The sequence below is a fragment of the Amaricoccus sp. W119 genome (assembly GCF_047275745.1).
Taxonomy (GTDB): Bacteria; Pseudomonadota; Alphaproteobacteria; order Rhodobacterales; family Rhodobacteraceae; genus Amaricoccus.
Genome location: NZ_JBKQWU010000144.1, coordinates 1 through 2,663 on the forward strand (window position 1 = coordinate 1; position 2,663 = coordinate 2,663).

Annotated in this window: 2 protein-coding genes; one reads left to right on the forward strand and one right to left on the reverse strand. The window is 66.7% G+C overall.

Going from position 1 to position 2,663, the window contains the following annotated elements:
• Positions 1-245 precede the first annotated feature (245 nt).
• Complete coding sequence (locus ACLJK8_RS22400; RefSeq protein ID WP_413152633.1) at positions 246-512, forward strand: hypothetical protein; 267 nt, start codon at positions 246-248, stop codon at positions 510-512.
• Between the two features lie 522 nt (positions 513-1,034).
• Here the strand turns inward: ACLJK8_RS22400 and ACLJK8_RS22405 are convergent.
• Positions 1,035-2,549 (reverse strand): biotin carboxylase, encoded by a 1,515-nt coding sequence (locus ACLJK8_RS22405; RefSeq protein ID WP_413152634.1) that lies wholly within the window; start codon positions 2,547-2,549, stop codon positions 1,035-1,037.
• Positions 2,550-2,663 lie beyond the last annotated feature (114 nt).

A 2,663-nucleotide genomic window follows, 5' to 3' on the forward strand; every position in this document is an offset into this window, starting at 1 on the left:
CGCAAGCGGGAAACTCTAGTCGGGCTACGCCCTCCCGCCGTTCCCCGCTTGCGGCGCCAAGTGGCCTACTTTTGCGCCGCCCAACGGCCTGGTTTTGCTCCGCCGTTGACACCGCGAACGGCTCACCAAAGTCGGGGCGATGAAGCCTGGCCTGCTGCCCGCGAGCGCCGAGGCGGCGGTGCCGAGCCTGATGTGCACGCTAGTCTTGAACGGTCAGTCGCCCGCCGGGAACCCGGGACCAGCGCGTGCTCGCCCGGCCGCTGCTCGGCGCGCGCGCGACCCCCGCGATCGCGGTCGTCGCCTCGCTTGTCGTCGGAGCGATGCTCGGGCTCATCGCGAGGTTCCGGGGCGGGCTGCTCGGCGACATCATCATGAACTTCCCATCGCTCCTGAGCGCGATGATCGTGCTCTACGTGCTTGGGCCTGGTGTCATGAACCTCGTCATTGTGCTCGCGATCACCCGGATCCCGGGTCTACCTGCTGCACGGTCCGGACCGAGTTGCCGGAGGTGAAACGCCGCCCCTTTTGTCGCCGGCCGAAACGATGGGAGCGACCCGCTCTGGATCGTGCGGCACCCTCTGCTGCCAATCGTACTGACGACGCTCATCATCATCGCGGAATCGGGCCTCAGTTTCCTTGGCCTCGGCATCCACCCGCCCGATTTCACCCGGGGCTCGATGGTCGCTGTCGGCCGGACTTACATGGCGGTGGCGCCTTGGTTGTCGCTGGTGCCCGCAATCGCGATCCCGCTTACCACGCTGTCGCTGACCCTGCTCGGCCAGGAGCGTCTCGCTCCGTATCCGTCAAGCCGGTTGGCAGTCGCCCTGCGCCCCAGAATATCCATGGTCGCGCTCGCCAGGAACGACAGCCGTTGGCGCCAGGGGATACCAGGGGAACGCTGCGACACCGGGCCGCCCGAAGCTCCGTCTGGCGGGAACCCCGCCCATGCGTTTCGACGGGCGGAGGGGCCGCTACGCGGCCGCCTCCCTCTCCCGCGGTTCCCGCCAGATGGACCAGATGCCGGTGTGAACGGATCAGTACCATTTCCCGGCGGTGAAGTCGGTCGGCGGCGCGATATGTACCTCCGGCGCCGGCGGAACGCTGGTGAACTGCTCCTTGATCCCGGCGTTCCAGTGCTTGGCCCGCTCGAGCAGTTCTCGGTCCGCGCTTTGCATCCGGCCACGGGTCATCAGGATGCCGAGGTCGGCCCCATGGTAGCAGTATTCGCCCGCGCCGTAGACCCGCAGGTAGAAGGCCTCGCTTTCGTCACCGAGGCTGGAGACGTTCAGCGCTGGCCGCAGGAAGCTGACGCCGCCGTCGGGTGCCATCTTCCACAGGCCCGAACGTGGCGCGGCGGTGATCATTTCGACCTTGTCCTCGGTCTGCTTGAGGACGATCTGGCTCCAGTTGTCGTAGTCGGTCCAGCGGCGCTGCACCTCGTCGACATCGAGATCGTAGTCGACGTCCATGAATTCGAGCAGGTGGAAAAGGAAGAGCGGGCAACCCCCGTAAGTGGTGGTGATCAGGTTGGTGGGCGGGGTGGCGCCGCTGATCCGCGGATTCAGCTCGCCGAGGTAGACCTCGTTCGTGTCGGTATCGAGCAGAAAATCGAGGCAGAAGACGCCCTTGTAGCCTTCGGCATAGAGCCGGTCGCCGAACTTCCGCGCCATCGTCCGCACCTTGTCGGGCACGCCCTCGGGCAGGATGTCGGGGGCCATGTCGTTGCCGCACCAGCCGCCCTTGTACGGGGTGATCTCCTCGAAGCCGGTGATGTCGGTCATCACCGGGCCGACCAGCGTGCCGTGTCGCGTGGCGCAGCCCTCGATCGTTCCGGGCAGGTGGTTGATGCGCTTCATCACCTTGAGCGGCTCGTTCCGCATCTTCGGCGCGTGGCTGTCCCAATCCGCCTCGGACCTGATGAAGAACGTCGTGCGGCCGGAGTCGCCGTAAGGGGTCTGCACCACGAGGTCCGAGCCGAGCCCGGCCCCCTCGGCCAGCGCCGTCAGTTCGGCGTAGCTCGTCGCGCGCCCCATGGTGTTCGGCGCCGAGGCGACGCCCGCCTCGTTGCCGAGCCGCGTGGTCTCGATCTTGGAATCGAGCCGCGTGCGCAGCGCGTGCGGCGGCAGGGCGATGTCGAGGCCGACTTCGTCGCAGAGCCGCTCGGTCTCCTCGTCGAACATGACGAAGAGCGCCAGGCCGCCCGGGCGATCCTTCACCCGCGCCCGGAACTCCGGGTGGTCCACCAGGTAGTTGGCAACGTCCTCCATCGACTTGAACTCGGGTGCCTGGGCGGCGGCCGGAATGAAGCAGCGTGGGTGCTCGCCCTCGAAGATGTCGAAGTAGTTCACGTATTCGACCGCGCCGACCCACTGGTCGAGGCCGAGCAGGCTGAACGGCGTCGGCATCACCAGATAGATCGGTGTCTCGTTGCGCCGAAGGAAGCGGTAGATCTCGCTCAGGTTCCTGAGCCTGGGTCTTTCGCTCATGCTTGGTCGCTCTCCTGGAGTGGCCGCGACCTGTTGTCGGGGCGCATGTTCACGTCCTGCCAGTGGGCCGGGGCACGGTTTCTTGAGACAGCGTCGAGCGCTACTTTCCCGAGGAACGGGGGTAGAGCATGGACGACAAGAGCGACGTGAAACCTGGCGCGACGGAGGCCTCGGCCC